The sequence below is a fragment of the Arthrobacter sp. Edens01 genome (genome assembly GCF_001307035.1).
Classification (GTDB): domain Bacteria; phylum Actinomycetota; class Actinomycetes; order Actinomycetales; family Micrococcaceae; genus Arthrobacter_B.
Genome location: NZ_LKIU01000005.1, coordinates 748161 through 767189 on the forward strand (window position 1 = coordinate 748161; position 19029 = coordinate 767189).

20 protein-coding genes are annotated in these 19029 nt (G+C 65.3%); 8 read left to right on the forward strand and 12 right to left on the reverse strand.

The annotated features are described in order from the left end of the window. Positions 1–188: 188 nt before the first annotated feature. The 6 genes from AO716_RS17735 to AO716_RS09720 form a co-directional block, all read right to left on the reverse strand. On the reverse strand, positions 189–353 hold the full coding sequence (locus AO716_RS17735) for a hypothetical protein (protein WP_235472050.1): 165 nt from the start codon (positions 351–353) through the stop codon (positions 189–191). Continuing rightward, positions 338–985, reverse strand: coding sequence for an NAD(P)H-dependent oxidoreductase (locus AO716_RS09700; RefSeq protein WP_235472051.1), 648 nt, complete (start codon positions 983–985; stop codon positions 338–340). Before AO716_RS09700 ends, AO716_RS17735 begins: the two co-directional genes overlap by 16 nt. A gap of 1 nt (position 986) precedes the next feature. Next, positions 987–1592, reverse strand: coding sequence for a TetR/AcrR family transcriptional regulator (locus tag AO716_RS09705; RefSeq protein WP_055240685.1), 606 nt, complete (start codon positions 1590–1592; stop codon positions 987–989). A gap of 150 nt (positions 1593–1742) precedes the next feature. Further along, complete coding sequence (locus tag AO716_RS09710; protein WP_055240686.1) at positions 1743–3224, reverse strand: benzaldehyde dehydrogenase; 1482 nt, start codon at positions 3222–3224, stop codon at positions 1743–1745. Positions 3225–3304: 80 nt separating this feature from the next. Continuing rightward, positions 3305–4903 carry a benzoylformate decarboxylase gene (mdlC, locus tag AO716_RS09715; RefSeq protein ID WP_055240687.1) on the reverse strand — a complete coding sequence of 533 codons (1599 nt, stop codon included), beginning with the start codon at positions 4901–4903 and terminating at the stop codon, positions 3305–3307. Positions 4904–5164: 261 nt separating this feature from the next. Beyond that, entirely contained in the window at positions 5165–6445 is a 1281-nt protein-coding gene (locus tag AO716_RS09720) for an ArgE/DapE family deacylase (protein WP_055240688.1), read from the reverse strand. Positions 6446–6592: 147 nt separating this feature from the next. Here AO716_RS09720 and AO716_RS09725 point away from each other — a divergent pair, with 147 nt between their 5' ends. Further along, a complete protein-coding gene (locus AO716_RS09725) occupies positions 6593–8038 on the forward strand; it encodes an MFS transporter (RefSeq protein ID WP_235472052.1) in 1446 nt (481 codons plus the stop codon). Between the two features lie 12 nt (positions 8039–8050). On the opposite strand, the gene AO716_RS09730 is transcribed toward AO716_RS09725, so the two are convergent. The 4 genes from AO716_RS09730 to AO716_RS09735 all read right to left on the reverse strand — a co-directional run bounded on the left by AO716_RS09730 (position 8051) and on the right by AO716_RS09735 (position 11397). Continuing rightward, positions 8051–9208, reverse strand: coding sequence for a N(5)-(carboxyethyl)ornithine synthase (locus AO716_RS09730; RefSeq protein WP_055240690.1), 1158 nt, complete (start codon positions 9206–9208; stop codon positions 8051–8053). After that, positions 9205–9351 carry a hypothetical protein gene (locus AO716_RS17565; protein ID WP_200907612.1) on the reverse strand — a complete coding sequence of 49 codons (147 nt, stop codon included), beginning with the start codon at positions 9349–9351 and terminating at the stop codon, positions 9205–9207. The genes AO716_RS09730 and AO716_RS17565 overlap by 4 nt, the downstream gene beginning before the upstream one ends. A gap of 142 nt (positions 9352–9493) precedes the next feature. Beyond that, complete coding sequence (locus AO716_RS17830) at positions 9494–9619, reverse strand: hypothetical protein (RefSeq protein ID WP_268235039.1); 126 nt, start codon at positions 9617–9619, stop codon at positions 9494–9496. A 197-nt stretch (positions 9620–9816) separates the two neighbouring features. Next, positions 9817–11397: an LTA synthase family protein gene (locus tag AO716_RS09735; RefSeq protein WP_235472053.1), complete on the reverse strand. Its 1581-nt coding sequence runs from the start codon at positions 11395–11397 to the stop codon at positions 9817–9819. 198 nt (positions 11398–11595) lie between these two features. On the opposite strand from AO716_RS09735, the gene AO716_RS09740 reads away from it, so the two are divergent. Then, positions 11596–12606, forward strand: a complete 1011-nt coding sequence (locus tag AO716_RS09740; RefSeq protein WP_055240692.1) for an NADPH:quinone reductase — start codon at positions 11596–11598, stop codon at positions 12604–12606. Between the two features lie 27 nt (positions 12607–12633). On the opposite strand, the gene AO716_RS09745 is transcribed toward AO716_RS09740, so the two are convergent. Beyond that, positions 12634–13707, reverse strand: a complete 1074-nt coding sequence (locus tag AO716_RS09745; RefSeq protein WP_055240693.1) for a DNA polymerase IV — start codon at positions 13705–13707, stop codon at positions 12634–12636. Positions 13708–13790: 83 nt separating this feature from the next. Between AO716_RS09745 and AO716_RS17275 the strand changes: the two genes are divergently transcribed. Beyond that, positions 13791–14003, forward strand: a complete 213-nt coding sequence (locus AO716_RS17275) for a hypothetical protein (protein ID WP_152969935.1) — start codon at positions 13791–13793, stop codon at positions 14001–14003. A 19-nt stretch (positions 14004–14022) separates the two neighbouring features. Here the strand turns inward: AO716_RS17275 and AO716_RS09750 are convergent, their stop codons facing one another. After that, a complete protein-coding gene (locus tag AO716_RS09750; RefSeq protein WP_152969936.1) occupies positions 14023–15321 on the reverse strand; it encodes a hypothetical protein in 1299 nt (432 codons plus the stop codon). Between the two features lie 77 nt (positions 15322–15398). Here AO716_RS09750 and AO716_RS09755 point away from each other — a divergent pair, with 77 nt between their 5' ends. The 5 genes from AO716_RS09755 to AO716_RS17570 form a co-directional block, all read left to right on the forward strand. Then, a complete protein-coding gene (locus AO716_RS09755) occupies positions 15399–15890 on the forward strand; it encodes a hypothetical protein (protein WP_055240695.1) in 492 nt (163 codons plus the stop codon). 497 nt (positions 15891–16387) lie between these two features. Further along, complete coding sequence (locus AO716_RS09760; RefSeq protein WP_055242095.1) at positions 16388–16828, forward strand: helix-turn-helix transcriptional regulator; 441 nt, start codon at positions 16388–16390, stop codon at positions 16826–16828. 14 nt (positions 16829–16842) lie between these two features. Further along, complete coding sequence (locus AO716_RS09765) at positions 16843–17250, forward strand: VOC family protein (RefSeq protein WP_055240696.1); 408 nt, start codon at positions 16843–16845, stop codon at positions 17248–17250. 132 nt (positions 17251–17382) lie between these two features. Next, a complete protein-coding gene (locus AO716_RS09770; protein ID WP_055240697.1) occupies positions 17383–17988 on the forward strand; it encodes a class I SAM-dependent methyltransferase in 606 nt (201 codons plus the stop codon). 324 nt (positions 17989–18312) lie between these two features. Further along, positions 18313–19029, forward strand: a 717-nt coding sequence (locus AO716_RS17570; protein ID WP_268753590.1) for an IS30 family transposase, incomplete at its 3' end; no start/stop codon positions are given.

A 19029-nucleotide genomic window follows, 5' to 3' on the forward strand; every position in this document is an offset into this window, starting at 1 on the left:
ATCACCGCTCCGAATGGAAGCGGACGGGAACCGCTGCATCGACTCTGGTTCACAGAGAAAGTAAGAATGTCACTGCGGAGAAATCTAGCATCAGTCCGGCTGCCCGTCAGCCCGTCCCGGGGAAGCGCAAGGACTCCGATGGATTCGTCCCCGTGTTGAACGGATCAGCCGTGGCGCTCGGCAGCGGGTTAGTCCGCCAGATGAATCCCCAAATCGGTGCGGCCGGGCAGGATGTCCGACTGCAGGGCACGGGTGCTGCGGTAATCGCCGTCGCGCAGGCTCCGGAACCGGTGGGGAGCCTCTTTGTCCAGTGAATCCAGCCGCTCCCGCAGCCGCTTCACCTCCTGGTCCACCTGCGTGGAATCCAGGGCATCGGCGTCGTACACCACATGCAGATCCAGCACCTCGATCCCCGTGTACCAGAGCACCCCGTGGTAAGAGGGAAGAGCAGGGAGTCAAGGTCGCCGCTGATGCCGCGGGGGCCAATCGACCGTTCGTCTTCCCCGGCCGTCACGATGACGAGCGCCCGGCGCCCGGCCAGTCCGCCGTCGCCGTAACGCCGAGGAACACCAAGCTCCGGATCCAGGTCCCCGTAGGCGAACTGGTCGGTGAGCACGCGGTCGAACCAGCCCTTCAGGATCGCCGGGGGGCCGTACCACCAGAGCGGGAACTGCAGGACGAGCAGCTCCGCCGCGGCGAGCTTGGCCTGCTCCGCCTGCACGTCAGCCGGCAGCTGGCCGGCGGCATAGGATTCCCCGGCCTGGACTGCGAGGTTGCCCGGTACGCCCGCAAGGTCGCCGAGATCGCCGTCGCCCAGAACGGCGTTAAATCCCTGGGCATAGAGGTCCGACGTCGCCACCTGGTAGTAGCGGGTCGACAGCGCGTCAACCCCCTCAAGGAACAGCCGTCCGTTGAGGGACGCGGCGCGGGGATGGGCGGTTACCCACAGTACGTTGCCCGGCGTCGGGGGATGGGTGATTGGCACGTCAGTCCTCCTTGAAGCCGTTGCCGCCGACGACGGCGAGAACAACCGTGGTGAGTGTGCTGCGGGCCTGGGCGGCACTGATTCTGCCGTCAAGTGCGGTCCGGGCCAGGGCGTCTCCGGCACCGGTGACGGCCTGGAGCCCGGCGAGGCCGAGCGGTCCCATGAACGGTTCCAGCGCGGTCCGGCACATGGCCAGGTAGGCATCCTCGGCTTCCTGCCGAACGCCGCCCAGGGTGGAGAAACCCGCTAGGGCGGCAACGACGTCGGCCAGCTCCCTGCCTTCGGCAAGGCAGCAGTCGATGTAGGCGCCGGCGACCAGCCCCGCCACCACGGAAAGCTCAGGCTCCGCGTCGGCGAGGGCATCAGCAAGGGTCTTCCGCTGCTGTTCCTCGAACTCGCGGTACAGCTCAGCGAAGACTCCGGCCCGGTCGCCGAAGTGGTCATACACCAGCGGCTTAGTCACGCCGGCGCGTTCGGCTAGCCGCCCGAGGGTGAATTCGTAGGTCCCAGCATCGCGGATCAGTCCGCGGGCCACTTCCAACAGCTGGGTACGGCGCTCCTGCTTGGAAAGGCGCCGTCGTGGTGCTGCGCTGGACACTTCGCTCATGCTGGTTCCCGGGAATCGGTAACTTACTAGCAGTAACTTACCGTTGGTAACCGGGAGTGTCCAGGGGTGGCCGCAGTATGGCCGACAGCCAACAAGCTAATGGCCGCGGGCGGATTGCTCCGACCGCGGCCACCAAAACACCGGTTGAGTTTAGAACGGGTACGGCGCAATGTCCGGACGCACGGTGAGCCACTGGGTCTCGGTGAAGGCCTCGATGTTGGCGGTGTATCCACCGAACCGGGAACCTGTCCCTGAAGCGCCGACACCGCCGAACGGGGCATTGGATTCGTCCATAACGGTCTGCTCGTTGATGTGGACCTTGCCCGAGTGGACCATGTCCGCGAGCTTCATGGCCTCACCGACGTCACCGAGGATGCTTACCGACAGGCCGTACTCTGACGAGTTCACGATTTCGGCTGCCTCCTCCAACGTGGAAAAGCCCATCACGGGCGCCACCGGACCGAAGATTTCCTCGGCCCAGGCAGGGTTTTCCTTGTCCAGGCCGGTGAGCACGGTGGGGGAGTAGAACAGGTTGTCGTAGGTTCCCCCGGCCTCAACCGTGGCACCCGCCGCCTTCGCTTCCTCCACAATCCGGTGGATGTTGTCCCGCTGGCGGTCATCGATGATCGGACCCAGGGCCACCTGCCCGCTCATCGGATCACCGACGGGCAGGTGCTCGGCCTTCTCGCGAAGGGCAGAAACGTAACCGTTCGTGAGCGATTCGTGGACCAAATGCCGTCCTGCGGTCATGCAGATCTGGCCCTGGTGAAGGAAGGAACCGAACGCACCGGCACTGGCAGCCTTGGCCAGGTCGGCTCCCGGCAGGACGATCAGGGCGTTGTTGCCGCCAAGTTCCAGATGGGCACGCTTGAGATTACGTCCGGCAGCCTCGCCCACCTTGCGGCCGGCGGCGGTTGAACCGGTGAAGGAGATGATGCGGACTTCCGGTGCCTCCGTCAGTGCCGCGCCCGTCTCCGCGCCGCCGTTGAGCAGCTGCAGGACGCCGGCCGGGAGCCCCGCCTCTTCGAAGGCGCGCATGATCATCACGCCGCCGGAAACCGGAGTCCGCGGGTCCGGCTTGAGGATGACGGTGTTGCCCAGGGCCAGTGCGGGAGCAACGGAGCGGATGGAAAGGATTAGGGGGAAGTTGAACGGTGAGATGACTGCGACCACACCGGCGGGGGTGCGCCGTGCGAAGGACCAGTGATCGGCATTCGAGGTGAGTACGTCACCGGCCGGGTGGTGCGGCAGGCCGGCGGCATCGAAGCACTCGTTGGCAGCTACGTGCGTCTCCAGGGCAGCCTTGGCTCCGATGGCGCCTGTCTCGCGCTGAACCCATTCACCGAGCTCGGCTGCGTGGGTGACGAAGAAATCTCCGGCCCGGCGCAGTATCGCGGCACGATCCTCGGGCTTAGTGGCTGCCCATTCCTTTTGTGCTTTTGCGGCCCGGGTGGCTGCCGCGAATGCGTCGGCGGCGGAGGCCATACCGACGGTGGCCAGAACAGAACCAGTCGCCGGCTCTTTGACCTCGATTGGTTCTGCAGATCCGGCGGTCCAGCCGGTGGTGTAGATTTTTCCGTCCCACAGCGACGGGTTCAGGATGGAGGTCTGCTCAGATTCGGTGGCGGTCATGATGCTCCCTTGCATTGTTGGTGGGTTGCGCGTTCTGACTGTCTGTGTGGATGACTAACCGTGCCGGTCCAGCCGTCCGGTTAGTCATTGACGATTCGGGCGTCGATCAGCACCGGGCCCTCGGAGGCCAGGGCCTGCCGGTAAGCCTCTTCGAATTCCTGCCGGGTGGTCGTTGCGCTGGCGGGGACACCGTATCCGCGGGCCAGGGCCACGAAGTCGATGCCGCCCAGGGTCAGCCCGGGAACGTCGGGCACGCCCATTCGCTTGGCGAATCCGGCCAACGCGCCGTATCCCGAGTTATTGACGATGACGAAGACGGTACGGGTCTGCCGCTGGGCCGCTGTGTACAGGGCGGTGATGCCGTAGTTGGCTGACCCGTCTCCCACCGTGGCCACCACAGTTGCCCCCGGGTCTCCCAGCGAGAAGCCGACGGCGGCCGGCAGTCCGAAGCCCAGGCCACCCGACGCGGGGAAGTGGTAGCGGCCCGGTTTGTCGATGCTGATCCGTTCCAGGTAGTCCAGGTCCAAGGTTGTCGTCTCGTTGATGTAGACGACCTGCTCGGTGACATGTTCATTCAGCACTTCAAGGATTTCGGTGCCTGTCATCCCTTCAGCGGAGGTCTTGGCCTGGGGCAGCTCGCGTTCGGGGCGGCGGACACCGCGGTCAGTCACACGCTTTGCCAGCGTAGTGATGGCCCGGGCCACATCGGCGACGACGGCAGTGCCGAACGGAGCCCGCGTCGCCTCTGACGGATCCTGGGTCAGCTGCCAAACCTGGGTTCCTTCCTCCAGGTATTCCGCCGGCTCCCATCGGTGATACCGGAACACGGGTGCGCCCACCACCAGCACCAGGTCATGCTCCGAAAGCCGCCGGCGAACCGAGTCGATACCGGGGACGATCACTCCGGCGAAGTTTGCATGCGTGGTCGGGAACGGGCCGCGGGCAGGTGACGGGGCAACATAGACGCTGGCGTCGGTGTGCTCTGCCAGCTCTATCACCGCGTCCCATACGGATGAGTCGGAGACGGCAGCTGCATCGACCTGCGGGCCCAGCACCAGTGCCACGCTCCGGGCGCCGTCAACGGCGGAAACCAGCTCAGCGGCGATTTCCTCCGACAGCACTCCCGCGGTGCGCACGGAGCGCTGGGTGAGCAGCCTGTCGGCAGGAAGGGCCGGCTCGTTCCAGTCATCCAGCGGAACCGACACGTAAACCGGGCCCGCCGGCTGTGTTGAAGCCTCCAGGATTGCCTGGGACAGGGTCCGCGGCACATCGGCGGCGGCAAGGGGCTCGTGCGCGTACTTGGTCAGCGGGTAAGTCAGCATGCCCGCATTCACATTTGCGAGCATCGTCTCCTGGCCCACGGTGCGCCGAACCTGCTGGCCGGCGAGGATCACCAGGGGGATGTTCGCGTACCTGGCATTGGTCAGTGCTCCCATGGCGTTGCCGGTGCCCGACGCCGCATGCAGGTTCACCAAAACAGGCTTGCCAGTGGCGCGGGCGTATCCCTCGGCCATCCCCACCACAGCCTGCTCATGCAAACCGAGCACAAAATCGAAATCCTTGCCCAGGCCGGCCAGGAACGGCAGCTCATTGGATCCTGGATTGCCAAAAATCGTCGTCATGCCATGGGCACGGAATACCTCAGCTGAGGCGTCTAGAACGGTCGGACCCTCCGACATTATGTGTCTCCTATCGTCGATACGGGTCATGCCCGCCACCGCAAGGTCGCAGTGCCTCGAATGCGGCACTTGAAGCCCTGTTGTCCTCCCCGGGCCTGCCTCGCTGCGGCTGCAGGGGATAGTCAGGCGGCGGATCAAGCAGGGCAGCTAGTGTGATTCAGATCATACGTGCCCGGCGGTATGCCGCGCGAAAACCGTTCAGATCCGAACGTCACGCAGTGTCTCGCATCGATGTGCCGGAGGAGTCGTTACCTGCCGCCGCTACGCCCGCGGCGAGACCCCGCACCAGTCGGCAATGAACAGCGCGATCGACTTGGTCACCCTGCGCACGGACTCGAGGTGGACGCGCTCGTCGAAACCATGGATGTCTTCGCTGCGCGGCCCGTAGACCAGTGAGGGGATGCCTGCGTACAAGGTGAAGACCCGCGCATCCAGGTATCCCGGGGTAGTGAACGACTCCAAGTCCGTCCCGAAGGCAGTCTGGTGGGCCTCGGCCAGGGTGCGTTCGGCGTCGCTGCCGGGCTCCAGCACATAACCTTCGGCGTTGAACCCGGTGCGTTGGGCCGCCGGAACCGTCCCGGCCAGTTCGGGGCGTCTGGCTGCGGACCGCAGCGTCTCTTCAATCTCGGCCCAGGCTTCATCGACCCCCTGTCCGGGGTAGATGGAGACGCGCATCTGCAGCTCGCACCACGCAGGTACGCTGGACGGCCAGTCGCCGCCCGCGATGCCGCCCACGTTGAAGTTGATCGGATGGTCCAGGTCGGAAAAGTACTCGTGCCTGCCCCGCTCTGCGTTCCAGCGTTCCTCCAGTTCACGAAGTTCGGCGATGACGGCATAGGCGGCGTCAACAGCGTTGAATCCCTTGGCCATTTCCCGCGGGTGCGTGGGCTGCCCGGCTACCCGGACGGTGAACCAGATAACCCCGACGTTGGCACGGACCAGCATGTTCTCTTCCGGTTCCGGGATGAGCACCGCGTCGGCGGTGTAGCCGCGCATCAGGGCCGAAAGCGAACCGTTCCCCGTGCTTTCCTCCTCAACCACGGACTGGAAATGGATGCGGCCGGCGGGGTCGAAACCGGCGGCACGAACGGCGTCGAAGGCAAAGAGCGCCGCAGCGTGGCCGGCCTTCATGTCACCGGCGCCGCGGCCGTGCATCCACCCGTCGACCACGGCCGGATCCCATGGCGACCGGGACCAGTTCTCCAGCGGTCCGGTGGGCACCACGTCCACGTGTCCATTCAGGATGAGCGACCGGCCGCCGGGCCCCGCCGGTTCATACGTCCCAACGACGTTGTCCGCTTCCGCATAGGAGACCGTCACCGGACCGAACCCGGGATGGGAACTCAGCTCATCGACGTCGAGCGTCCACCTGTCCATGGCCAAACCGCGTTCCTCCATGGCGGAGTACATCAGGTCCTGGGCGGACCTTTCCTGGCCCCGGAGGGATGGAACAGCCACCAGTTCGGCGGTGAACGCAAGCTGCTTCTCGAACGCCGTGTCGACGGCATCGAGGATCTGCCGCCGGATATTCGGCTCCAACATTGTTCTGCCTCTCGGTAGGGTCCCCGGATGTGAAGTGCCCGGCGCTGCCCGGGCCCGTGCATTTGTTCGCCAACCTAAGCACGAACCATGTATTTCAAGCACGGATTCGGGAAAGATACACGCAGGTGGAGGACGAAGAGTCCCAGTATGCGTTACCAACAGGAGCTTTTCCGCAGCGAACCAGGAGAGACGATCATGGACTCACGCAAGGTTCCCGACGACGCCGGTGCCCCGCCTTCACGGAGGACCTCCAGGGAACTGAACGACGCCGGCGCGCCCGCGGAATTCAGTCCTGAACAGGAGAAACAGGCCCGCCGTGCAGTCGTCAGCTCCTACGTCGGCACATCCCTGGAGTGGTACGACTTCTTCCTCTTCGGAACCACGGCATCGATTGTTTTTGCGCCCCTGTTCTTCGGCGGAGATGATCCTGCCCTGCAAACGATCCAGTCCTTTTTGACCTTCGGTGTGGGGTTCATCGGCCGCCCGCTTGGCGCTCTGGTTTTTGGCCACTTCGGGGACCGGCTGGGCAGGAAGGGCATCCTCGTCCTCACCATCGTCCTGATGGGCGTGGCGTCCACGCTGATTGGTGTGCTGCCCACGTTCGAGACCGCGGGCATTGTGGCCCCGATCCTGCTGACCATCCTGCGTTTTGTGCAGGGCATCGCGGCAGGCGGCGAATGGGGCGGAGCGACCCTGATGGCCGTCGAATCCGCGCCGGCGCACAAGCGGGGCTTTTACGGCGCCGTCGTGCAGCTCGGTTCACCCACCGGAACCCTGCTGTCCACGCTCATCGTTGCCGCCGTCGTCGCTTTGACCGGACCGCAGTTCCTTGAATGGGGCTGGCGCATTCCCTACCTGGTGTCGATCGTCCTTGTGGGGGTGGGCGTCTGGCTGCGCCTGCGGGTGAACGAGACCATCGACTACCGGGCCGCGTCAGGCACGGCAGCTGCCCACGAGAAAGTACCGTTCCTGCGGCTGCTTGCCGAGGCTCCGGCCCGGCTAATCGTCGGAATCTGCGCCTACCTGATGAACAATGCCGGGTTCTTCCTGCTCACCACATTCATGATCAGCTACGTCACCGGAACGCTGGAGCTGGAGGCGACCGTGATCCTGACGTCCATTTCCTGGGGTGCTGTTGCCCAGCTCATCGTCACGACGATCATCGGGAAGATCTCTGACCGCTTCACCCCGTCGAGGATGCTCATCATCGGGTACGCAGTCAGCGTGGTGACGGCCTTCCCGATTTTCTGGCTCGTGGATACCCGGCAGTCACTGGCGATCAGCGCAGCAATGTTCCTGGCCCTGGGCCTGGGATCCATTTCCTACGCAGCCCTCGGCACAACCCTGACGCAGCTGTTCCCGGTTCGGCTGCGCTATTCCGGCATTGCACTCTCGGCGAACATCGCCGGGATCATTGCCGGTTTTATGCCGGCGCTGGCGGCCTGGATCCTCACCCTGACGGGCGGATCCTCCATCGGTCCCGCCCTCCTGCTGCTGACCGTCGCCCTGATCTCGCTCGTCGGATCGATCATCGCCCGGCGCATGATCCTCGCCGACCAGCGCACCGGGCTTCCGGGCGGCGCTCCGGCCTGAGCCGGTGCTTTCCTAGCCCAGCGGCAAATGCGGGTAGGCGGCCCCGCGCTGCTGGAACTGCAGCACATCCTTGTTCCGGATGACGCCGTCCTGGATTTCGATGGCTTTCCGGATGGTCTCATTGCCCTGCCATGCCTCCGGTCCGGAAAGAACAGTCTCCAGGAACGGAAGCAGCGCCTCACTGATTTCCCAGCTGGCGGAGTTCCAGAGGTAGGACGGACTGTGGTCAACCGCGTAGTAGTTGATGCGCTCCCCGACCTCAAACATCGGCTCCGCGAAGCTGGTGGATTTTGCCCACTCGAAGCCCATGCCCTCGTCGCAGGAGACGTCCACGATCAGGCTTCCGGCCCGAAAAGCCGCCAGGTCCCCGGTACTCAGGTACGTCAGCGGTGCGTTGGGATCCTGAAGGGTGCAGTTGACCACAATGTCGCTTTCGGCGAGGAACGGGGCCAGCGGCACCCGGCCGTCTTCGGTAATGACTTCACTGAGGAACGGTGCCTGCGGATCATGGTCGAACTGGATGATCCGCGCCGAGTGGATCGGGGAGCCAACAGCAGCGACATCGCGGTTGGTCAGCACCTGGACGTCGTGGATGCCGTGGGCGTTCAGGGCGGTGACGGCGCCGCGGGCGGTGGCACCGAAACCGATGACGACGGCGCTCAGCCGCCGCCCGTAGTCGCCAGTGGACCCGGTCAGCGCCAGGGCATGGAGCACGGAACTGTAGCCGGCCAGCTCATTGTTCTTGTGGAAAACGTGGAGCCCAAAGCCGCCGTCGCTTTTCCAGTGGTTCATCGCCTCAAAGGCAATCAGGGTCAGCTTCTTGTCGATGGCCAGCTGGGTAACGGCCCGGTCCTGCACGCAGTGCGGCCAGCCCCAGAGCGTCTGGCCGTCCCGGAACTCGGCCAGGTCCTCCGGCTGCGGCTTCGGCAGGAGGACGACGTCGGCCTCCGCCAGCAGCTGCGTGCGTGGAAGCATCGCTCCCACGAGGGGCTTCAGGAAATCATCTGAGACGCCGAACGTTTCCCCGTAACCTTCTTCGAGGATGAGCCGCTGCCGGGGCCCGGGGTCGATCCGCTCAACATGCAGCGGGTGGATTGCCAGCCGCCGCTCAGCTGGTTTGCGTGTGCTGGCGAGAATGCCCAGCGTGAGAGCGTTCGAAGGGGCGCTCACTTTTTGCGGCTTGCGGCCTGGGTGCCGGTGGCTTTCTCGGTGGGGCTGGGCGACGCTGCCGCAGCCCTCTTATCGGCACGCTTTTCCTTGATGGACTTGCTGGACTTGGCGGATGCTGATTGGCGCGGGGACTTGTCTGACATGTTCGCTCCTGTAACGGAACCGAAGAGGTTCCTGACTCCGAACCCTACAGGCAGGGTCAAGCGGCCGTTGACCGGCGCCGGGAGTGGGCAGCAGAAAGCCGGGCCGCCCGCATGGGAGGCCCGGCTCCGGAACTGCTGGTGTTTACTTCTGGTCGTCCTTGTTGCCGTCGACCGTGTCCTTGATCTTGTCCTTGGCCTGGTCAACCTTCTCAGGGTTGTCCTGTGCCGCTTCTTTGGCCTTGTCCGCCATGCCACCGATATCTGCCACGGGGATTCCCCTTCCAATCGGGTGCCGGGGCGTCGGGAAGTCCCGGCCGGTACATCCATGGTCCACCTGGACTGCGGGCGGTACCACCCCTTTGGGCAGATGAGGTAAGCAGATGTTTGGGCGGTTGGTGCCGCTCCGGTGCCAGCCAGCGCCGGCCAAGCGGCGGCACCCGTGCGCCGCCGTCGGGCAGTGCGGTGTTAGCGTGCCAGCGCTTCGCCGGCCCAGGCTCCGGCGAAGAAACGCGCGGAGTTGGAGTCCAGCAGGTCCGCGTACAGGTCAGGTTCCAGGGCCTGCGCGGAGTCCTTCGGGATTACGGAGGAGTAGGCGGAGACGCCCAGCCCGGCTTCGCGGTCCTTTACGGTGAGGCCCGCGGCTTCGAGGATGGTGGGGAACATGCTCAGCTGGTCGACGCCGGCACGCGGCTCGGTCTCCGTACCGCCCGGGACCCAGATGCGGTTGAAGATGGTGCGGTTTGCGTGGTGGTCGAGCTGCTCGTGGAAGGCATCGCCGGCGCTCATGTGCTTGAGGTGGTCGCCCATGATGACCACGGCAGTGTCCTCCAGGTAGCCCTGGGCCTCCATATGGTTCACGAAGTCGGCTACCTGGATCATGGAGCAGTGGAACGCGGACGTGACCACGTTCTCGGTGTCCACGGTGCAGTAGTCGTAAATGTGCACGGGTTCGTGCGTGTCCAGGGTGAGGACGGAGAGGTTGAACGGCTGGCCGGTCTGCTCCGCGTTGGCGTGCAGTTCATCGACCTTGTCCTTGGCGTTCGCCATCAGGCGCTCGTCGCTGAGGCCCCAGTCCGGGCGGAAGTCTTTTTCGGCCTCGCCCGCTGCCCGCCAGTCCGCCAGGCCGAGCACCTCGGAGTAGCCGTGTCCGGTGAGGAAGGTCTTCTTGGCAGCAAAGGTTGAGCTGGCGCCGCCCATAAAGACGTTGGTGTAACCGTTGTCCTGCAGGATGTCGCCCAGGCAGGTGGTACCGCCCAGGTAGGTGTCCACGTCGCCGTCACCCACGTTCCGGGCGTCCGTGCCGGAGCTGCTGTTGCCGCCGCCGAGTCCGGTTCCCTTAAGCGGAATGCCGCACTGGGTGGAGACGATCCCGGCCATGGTCCAGCCGCCGCCCTTGTACTGCTGGAAGTCCTCGATGGCCTGCCAGCCCTTGTCGGCAGTGGTGGCTTCCTTCAGGGGGACAAAAGCGTCCTTCTCGAACAGCTCGTCATCGGCCAGCGTCTGTTCGCCGGACTCCAGGTAGACCAGCACCAGGTTGCGCTTGTTTTCCCCGGCGCTAACGGACGGTTTCGCGTAGTAGTCGCCGACGTCGTACTTGGAGGTGGCTGCCTTGATGTAATCCGGGAGGCTGACCGTAGTGGCGAACGCGGTGGTGCCGCCGACCACAACGGCGGAGACCAGGAATGTGGCCACAACACGCACGATCCAATTCGGACGCGGGGCGTGCAGATGACCGCCGTTTACCCGGCGGCTGCGGCGGCGGTGCCGCTGCCAGAGGAATGCCGCCAGGGTGATGACTACGGGGACAACGCCGATCCAGAGGATGGCGGTCCAGACAATTGATCCGCCCCCGCCGTCAGGTTCCACGGACATCAGGTTCAGGAGCATCTGGCCTACGGAGATCCGGCCCCAGTTGAAGTGGATGACGCCGGCGGCGCCCAGCATCACCAGGCCGGCCCAGAGCAGGACGTAGACCAGGATCTGGCCCGCGATGGCGGCGCTGCGGCGCGTTGCGGAGCTAAGCCGTCCAGCCACAGCAGTCCTCACATTCCTGATTCGGGGATTTCACCGAGCCTCTTGACAATTGGCCGTTCTCGGTCCAAGGCATCTTAGTGCCCTTTTTCCTTTGGTTCAACAATCGTTCAGCTGTGAGCCACCTGCCGTTCAGACAGAAATCGGGTCCCGGGGTGCGTGGATCGGCTGCTCTGGGGAATAGATCACAGACTGTTCTGCTTGGATTCCCCTATGAAAGCAATCGTCTACTCCGAGCCCGGAGCGTCCTCTGTCCTCTCCCTCGCCGAGCGTGAGGTTGCCGATCCCGGTCCCGGTGAAGTGCGGGTCCGCATAGCCGTGTCCGGGGTGAACCCTACGGACTGGAAAGCCCGTGCCGGCAGTGTTCCCTTTCCCGAAGTGGTGCCGAACCAGGACGGCGCCGGCATCATCGACGCCGTAGGCGAGGGGGTGGACGGCCTGCAGCCCGGGGACCGGGTCTGGGTGTACCTCGCGGCACACGGCCGGCCCACCGGCACGGCGCAGGAATTCGCCGTCCTTCCCGCCGAGCGCGCGGTTCCGCTGCCGGAAGGTATTGGGTTCGACGTCGCTGCCAGCCTGGGTGTACCGGCCATGACCGCGCACCGCGCACTCACCGTGCATGAAGCCGGTCCCCTCCGGCTGGCACCCGGAGCCCTCGCCGACCGGACCGTGCTGGTCCAGGGCGGAGCCGGGGCGGTGGGCCATGCTGCTATTCAGCTGGCCGTTTGGGCCGGGGCCACTGTAATTGCCACGGTCAGCAGCGACGAGAAGGCGGAGCTGGCCCGCGCCGCCGGAGCCCACCACATCGTCCGCTACCCCGACGCCGCGGAAGCCGACCGCATCCGCGAAATCGCACCCGACGGCGTCGACCACATCGTGGAGGTCTCGCCGGCGCAGAACGCGGCACTCGACGTCGAGGTGATCGCCAACCACGGCAGCGTCGCCTACTACGCGAACAACAACGGCGAGGAATTCACCGTGCCGATCGTGGCCAGCTTCGCCAAGAACGTCCGCTGGCAGGGTGTGCTCGTCTACACGGTTGGCGAAGCGGCACATCTGGCCGCGGTGGAAGACATCACCGCTGCACTGCAGGACGGCGCACTTCCGGTGGGTGAGGAAGCGGGCCTTCCACTGACCTGGTTCCCGCTGGAGGGAACCGCCGCCGCCCACGACGCGGTGGAGAACGGCACCATTGGCAAGATCCTGATCCAAGTAGGGGAATGACCTACTGCTTCCGGCGCGCGGCGGGCTTCACCACCCGCCGCGTGTAGGCGTGTGTCCCTGCCGGGCGTCGTCGGGCATTGTCATTTCCGCCCGCAGGCCCAGCAGGCGGACGGGGCGGCCCGGCTCAATATTCCCTGCCAGATCCAGCGCCCGCGCCAGCACGTCTCCCCGGTCGAAGGTCTCGGGGATTTTGCGGGCGTGGGTCTTGGTGGTGAACGGGGCGTAGCGGACCTTCAGGGTTAGGCCAACAACCGGCCTCCCCTCGGCTTCCACATCCTTCAGGACCTCGGCAGCCAGCTGTGAAACGGCGTCGTTCACCTGGTCCGGCTCGGTGAGGTTGGTCTGGAATGTGGTCTCGCGGCTGTGGCCGCGCGCCACCCACGGTGTGTCATCGACGGTACTGGATCCGTCCCCACGTCCAAGCGAGGCATACCAGGGGCCCATTTTCGGCCCAAACTCCGGGACCAGCGACTGCGGGTCAGCCGCTGCCAGCTCATCGACGGTCTTGATCCCGAGCTTCGCCAGCCTGGCGGAGATCTTGTTGCCAACGCCCCACAGTTCCTTCGTGGGTTTGGCTCCCATCACGGTGAGCCAGTTCTCTGCCGTGAGCCGGAAGACGCCGGCAGGTTTCCCGAAGTCGGTGGCGTTCTTGGCCCGGACAAGGGTGTCGCCCACGCCCACGCTGCAGTGCAGCTGCGTCCGTTCAAGCACGGCGGCCTGGAGCTGCCGGGCATAGGCTTCCGGGTCCTCTGTGTTGACGCCAACGAACGCTTCGTCCCAGCCAAGGACCTGCACGACGGCGCCGGGCTGGGCGCGCAGGGTGGCCATCACCTCGTCCGACGCCGCGAGGTAGGCTTCGGCATCCACCGGGAGCAGGACGGCGTCGGGCACTTTGCGGGCCGCGATGCGCAGCGGCATGCCGGAACCGACTCCGAAGGCGCGGGCTTCATAGGACGCGGTGGAGACCACGGCCCGCTCGGTGGGATCGCCGCGGCCGCCGACGATGATCGGTTTGCCGGCCAGCTCAGGGCGCCGCAGTACCTCGACCGCGGCGATGAACTGGTCGAGGTCAACGTGCAGTACCCAGGGAATTGAGCTCACGCGACCTAGTGTGCCTTAGAACAGCTCCGTGGTCACCGGGTGGCGTAGGGTGGTCCGAACGTTGCCGACGGGGAGGACAGACTATGCGAAACGGCGGCCGCCCGTACCGGAAGGAAGACCGGATCCCACATCCGCTGATGAGCGTTTCGACCATTCTTCTGGCCGTGCTGTTTGGCGTCTTCGACCCCTTCACCTGGTGGAGGACAATCGCCGTGATATTTCTGTTTTCCATCGGCGTCTACGGTCTGTATCAGTGGTGGAGTTTCCGGCGGGAGCAAATGCGGGAGAGTGCCTGAGACGCTTTCGGCGTGGGTATTATGCGCCCTGAAGGACAGCCGGGCTCTGCGAAGGCCGAGCGAAACACCAGACCAGCAGCGCCCCCGCCACTATGGGTGCGATAAAGCCCGCAGCAGCCACAACGTTCAGGCCCACAAATGCTGCAGCCAGTCCAGCTGCCGCGGTCGCGCAGACGCGAACCGCCGTCGAACCCGGTATGAGCCGTGCAAACGGCAACACGAGCGCGACGCCGAGCAGAAGTCCCGCAGCCACGGTCAGCGGCCACTGGACCGGATGCCCGGCGCCGGCCAGCTGGGCCGCTGACTCCGTGGCGAGGCCAGCGCTCGCCAGCACCGCCGACCCCGTAAGGACCCGGCCGAAACGCGGAACGAGGACCATGCCCAGGGCCAGGACTACCGGAATGGCGTTGAGGGCACCGGCGGCCAGACCCAGGTTCATGGCTTCCGTTGAATTCCCTGCCAGGGACGTGCCGCTGCCAAACAGGGCGAACCAGGCGCTCAGCAGCCCAATGAGGAGGGTGGCCGCCGCGATCCCGGCTACGGAGGTCCGCACGGCGCGGGATACCGGAACCGGTTCGGGCCGTGCCGCCACGGGGTGAAGGAGATCCTGCGAATTACTGCCCCGGACTGCACCTTCCGTGCGGTGCGCGTCCGGTCCATGGCTCTCCCTGGCCTGGCTCTCCCTGTCCTGGCCTTCCTTGTCCTGGCCTGACCGAAGCGCGAGGAAGAGTACTGCAGCGGCGGCGAGCGGTCCGGCGGGAAGCACCGTGACATAAAGGAGTCCCAGTGCGAGTGCCGCCACGGCCGCGAGCAGGACAATCTTTGCAGTGCGGGCGTAGTCGGATCGAAGCCGCAGCAGGCAACTTACAGGAGGGATGAGGGCTGCCGTTCCGGCAATCCATGCTGCGCCGCCGAGCGGCAAGGATAAGGCTTCGAACCAGGTGAACACTCCGCCGGCATCCGCGACCGCAAAACCGGCTGACCAGCTGGCCAGTGCCAGGGCAGCCAGCGCCAGGGCAGGAATTGTCAGCACCGCGGTGATCAACGCCGCCGGAGCGGATATTCCGCCGGAACGGAACCACAGCACCAGGACGGCGAAGGTCAAGGCGAGCGGGCCGAGGAACACCGAAGCGATGAGCTGGAAGACTTCAGCGCCGGGCCAAAGCAGGGCACCCGTCATGACCAGGGCAGTGGAGGTGAGGAAGGCTGCCAAGGCCACGGCTGCGCATACCGGTGCCCAGGAGGGCCCCGCGTGCCCGCCCAGACGTTCAGCACGTTGCGACCATGCCTCGGAGAATGACAGAAAAGGATCGCCCATGGCGCTGAACATACCTGCGGCTAGGTAGTTTGGAAAGGGACACCCCACGATGGGGCGGGCGAGAGAGCAGGCAGAAGATGGACATTGAGCAGTCTCAGGCAAAGGCGCAGACCGAAGCTGCTCCCGGCTCGAAGTGGCAGGACCGGATGGACTCGGTCGGCAGGAGCCGCCGGCGAACGGCCCTGGCGATGATTGCCCTCGCCGTGCTCAGCGCCGGACTCTGGTGGGGCTGGTTCGGGTGGGACACCCAGCGGGACATTGATCCGGTAACCGGTTCGTCGTCCGGGCCGTATGAGTGGTGGCAGGTCCGGTCCTGCCTTATTTCCTGGGCGTTCCTCGCCTGGCTCGGCACGGAGGTGCTGAAGCCGTCCGCCGTCATCCTGATCATGCCTGCGGCGTTCACGGCGTCATGGATCCTGAGCGCTGCACTGACGGATGACTCCGGGCTGTGGGCAATCGGTGCGGTGCTGGTCGCCGTCGGGACCCTTGCCGGGAATGCCCTCTTCGTCGGGCTGCTGCATCTCCTGTTCCGGTGGAGAAGGAAGCCCGCCCTTCCGCCTGCCGGGTAAGCGGGTGCCCTGACGGGTAAGCGGCGCCGGTGCTGCTTCTGCCTGGCGGGTGCTGTCCAATGGTCGGCTCTGCCATATGGCCCTGCGGGCCCTGCGCCTGTGTGGCTGAGGCTGTCGAACCGCCGGCCCTGCCAGATGACGGTGCTGCGCCTGTTTGGGGGGTGCTGCCGAACGGCCGGGGTCGCCAGATGGCCCTGCCAGGAGGCCGTCCCTGCCAAGTGGCCAGCGTTGCGGCGGGTGCTGCAAATGGCCCGGGTGGTTTTCCTGCGCTTTGTGTTTTTCCCTGCCGTTTGGGGACATTCCTGACACGGCGCCGCGCAGGGAAGACCCAAACCGGCAGGGATGTCCCGCAACGGAGGGAAATATGACTGAGCCGGTGCCAAAACAGCGGTGATGTCCCGCGGCGCAGGGAACGACGCCGGACCACAAGCCGGACCAGGACGCTCGACTTTGGGATACGTCTGGTGCCGGACACAACCCGCCGCTACGGTGACGGCATGTCCAGCCGCGGAGCTACCGAACAGCGACTGCGAGACCTGGCCGTCCTGCGCCGGGTACGGGACCGGATCGACCGGGAATACGCGCAGCCGCTCAACGTCGACGCGCTCGCACGCGATGCCCACATGTCCTCCGGCCACCTGAGCCGCGAGTTCAAGCGGGCTTTTGGCGAAGCACCCTATTCCTATCTGATGACCCGTCGGATCGAACGGGCCATGGCGCTGCTGCGCCGCGGGGACCTGTCCGTCACCGAGGTGTGTTTCGCCGTCGGCTGTTCCTCGCTTGGTACCTTCAGCACCCGCTTCACCGAACTGGTTGGCGTCCCGCCGAGCACCTATCGTCGCGAGCAGGCGGACGCAACCAAAGGCATTCCGTCCTGCGTGGCAAAAAACGTGTCCAAGCCGGTCAGGAATCGAGAAGCGCACGCCGCGGAACGGTAGCTAGCGTTGCCCGTATGAACCTGAACATCCAGAACAGTTTCCTGCCTCAGACCGATCCGGACGAGTCGCTCGCCTTCTACCGTGATGCCTTAGGCTTCGAGGTGCGGAACGACGTCGGCTACGAGGGAATGCGGTGGATCACCGTGGGCCCGCCGGACCAGCCGGAAGTCTCCGTGGTGCTCTATCCGCCGACGGCGGACCCGGCAATAACGGACGAAGAGTCCCGCATGATCGCCGAGATGATGGCCAAGGGGACTTTTGCCACCCTGGTCCTGTCCTCAGCCGACGTCGATGCGGCCTTCGACAGCGTGATGTCCGCCGGCGCCGAGGTGATCCAGGAACCCACCGATCAGCCCTACGGCATCCGCGACTGTGCCTTCCGCGACCCCGCCGGCAACCAGATCCGCATTAACGGCGTCTAAGCACTCACCAGGCAGCCGCCCACCATGGCTGCGGCGGCACGGTACGGTCAGGCAGCTGCGCGCTGGGTGGGTCCTTCAGGCACCGCGCTCTGCTGGCCGGCACCCCAGTGCCGGGACCCGTAGGCTGGAGGGGTGCGCAAAGAAACCCTGTGGGAAGCCAAAAAACGCCAGAACCCGGAGCATTCAGCCTGGTACATCGAACGCTTCGAAAAGATGCGCGAGGACGGCACCGATCTGGCCGGTGAAGCCCGGTTGGTGGACGCGATGCTGCCGCGCGGAGCCAGGATCCTCGACGCCGGATGCGGCCCGGGCCGTGTGGGCGGAGAACTCGCGCGGCGGGGACACGACGTCGTCGGTGTAGACGTTGACCCGGAACTGATTGCCGCCGCGAAGAAGGACTTCCCGGACCTGCCCTGGTTCACCATGGACCTCACCGAGCTGGACCTGCCCGCGCAGGGAATCTCCGAGCCGTTCGACCTGATCGTCAGCGCCGGAAACGTCATGGCGTTCCTGGCTCCGGGCACCGCGCCGGACGCCCTGGAACACATGAAGCAGCATCTGGCGCCAAACGGGCGGATCGTCGTCGGCTTCGGTGCCGGACGCGGCTACGACTTCGGCACGTTCTTCGAAGATGCTTCCTCCGTAGGCCTGACGGTGCAGCAGAAGTTCTCCACGTGGGACCTGCGCCCGTTCGACGTTGAATCCGACTTCCTGGTCGCTGTGCTGGGCCGTCGCTGATCCATAGGCGCCTCCGAGGGTCCGGGACGGCCGTGGAGCTGGAGCCGGCTCATCCTTCGGGGAGTTAACGCTCTTATGAGCCGAACGCCCGCGACCCTCGGGGAGATAACGCTGCTTTGGGTTCGGTGGAGTCATATGGTCAGTGCAACGCCCTGATTTTGCAGGAGCGATGTGATGCCCAGAACTTTCCCTTACAGCTACAACCAGGACTTCAGAGACCGGCTCTTCGATTTGGTCTGTTCCGGTGTGTCTCTTGTTGGAGCGGGTCGCCTCATGGGCGTGGCTAACAGCACCGCAGAGAAGTGGTGGCGTGATGCTGGTGCCATGAAACTAGTGGGCGGTCCCGGCGATGGAGGCCTGGCTCGCCCAGGTCCTGTGGACAGGCCCGGCGGGCCTGGGCATCGGCTGAGTTTGGATGAACGGATCGAGATCATGTGTGGGTTACGGGCTGGCAGGAGTCAGGCCGAGATCGGGCGGCTGATCGGCCGGGACCGCTCGGTGATCTGCCGGGAAATCAAACGCAACCTCAATGCCAACGGTGTTTACCACGCCAGGATGGCGCACTCTCGTGCCCGGGTCCGAGCGGACCGGCCAAAACCATTCAAGCTCCACGGCAACCCCCTGCTTTGCGCCCGGATCGCCGGGTGGTTGGACCAGGGCTGGAGCCCGAGACTCATTTCGTTGGTCTTGGCCCAAGACTTCCCCGAGGATAAGAGCATGCAGGTCAGCCACGAAACGATCTACCAGTGCCTATATGTCCAAACCCGGGGGCAGCTGCGCAAGGATCTGTATCGCAGCCTGAGCCTGAAACGGCCACGCCGTCGGCCTCTGACTACCGATCACACCACTGGTCGGGGTAAGCACTTCGCTGATGCCTTCACGATCAGCCAGCGCCCGGCCGAGGCCAATGACCGGGCGGTGCCCGGTCATTGGGAAGGGGACCTGATCATCGGGACCGGTTCCAAGTCGGCTATCGGGACACTGGTGGAACGCTCGACCCGGTTCACGATCCTGCTGCATCTGCCAGAACGCCATACCTCC